At 42.0% G+C, this 1,032-nt stretch carries 2 protein-coding genes; both read right to left on the reverse strand.

Annotation, left to right across the window (positions count from 1 at the left end; all coding sequences use genetic code 11):
* Positions 1-669 (reverse strand): carbon starvation CstA family protein (locus tag LD39_RS21410; RefSeq protein ID WP_035553859.1); only part of this gene is annotated, 669 nt, incomplete at its 3' end.
* A gap of 170 nt (positions 670-839) precedes the next feature.
* Positions 840-1,032 (reverse strand): hypothetical protein (locus LD39_RS23735; RefSeq protein WP_231572632.1); only part of this gene is annotated, 193 nt, incomplete at its 5' end.

Genomic DNA, 1,032 nt, shown 5'->3' on the forward strand with positions numbered 1-1,032 from the left:
CGCCCCTTCACCGCCGAAGTATTTGACCAAATCGATTTGTAAAGCAGGTACATAGCTTGCAACAATCGCCGCTAAATACATGACCGCAAGAGCCACAATTGACGGCAGCAGCATGTTGCCTTTTTTCTTATAGACACTGTACCCGATCCATACGGCCAATGGGATTTGAATAAATACCGATACGACACTTGCTGGGAAAGAGATAAACAAGTTCGCGATTACCCAGGCAAATACGGCATTGACCATTAATACGAGCAATAAAATGATGAATAAAAACAAAACTTTCGCCTTTTGACCAATCAGTTTACTCGCTAGCGTTCCGACAGATTGTCCTTTATTCCTGACTGATAAGACAAGAGTACCAAAATCATGGACCCCAGCTGCAAACACGGTTCCGAGCAAAACCCAAAGGACCGCTGGCAGCCAGCCCCAATAAACGGCAATCGCAGGACCGACAATAGGCGCGGCTCCTGCCACAGAAGTAAAGTGGTGACCCCACAAAACAAATTTGTTCGTTGGCACAAAGTCAACACCGTCTTTATACTGGTGAGCCGGTGTAACATAGTTTGGATCTAAACGATAGATTTTCTCAGCAATGAATTTCGAATAATAGCGATAGCCAAGAAAAAAAACGAGGCCCCCTACGACCGCAAGCCATATTCCACTCATTAAAACCCCTCCTCTAAGAAGTTAGCAATCTATGTATGCGTTTACATACTACTTGGTATTATACATCAGTTTTTCCCTTTCCATCAATAAAGTTTACAGATTTATCAGAAAAATGAAATCTTTTATCGATTTTTGTAATAGAAGAAACCGCTTCTGTTGAATTAATATAGTTACTTAACACTGGACAATTGTTCCTTAACTTCGTACCATTGCTCCCCGGTCCTGTACAATTGTCCCCTACTCCAATAAAAAGAGGCTGGGACATAATTACAAGCATCCAAAGCATCCAAACTAAAGACGAATAGGGTAAGGAAATTTAGAAGTAATCGATTGCTCTGAATGACCGCTTCGGAAATACACTCC

The organism is Halobacillus sp. BBL2006 (assembly GCF_000786645.1).
Taxonomy (GTDB): domain Bacteria; phylum Bacillota; class Bacilli; order Bacillales; family Halobacillaceae; genus Halobacillus.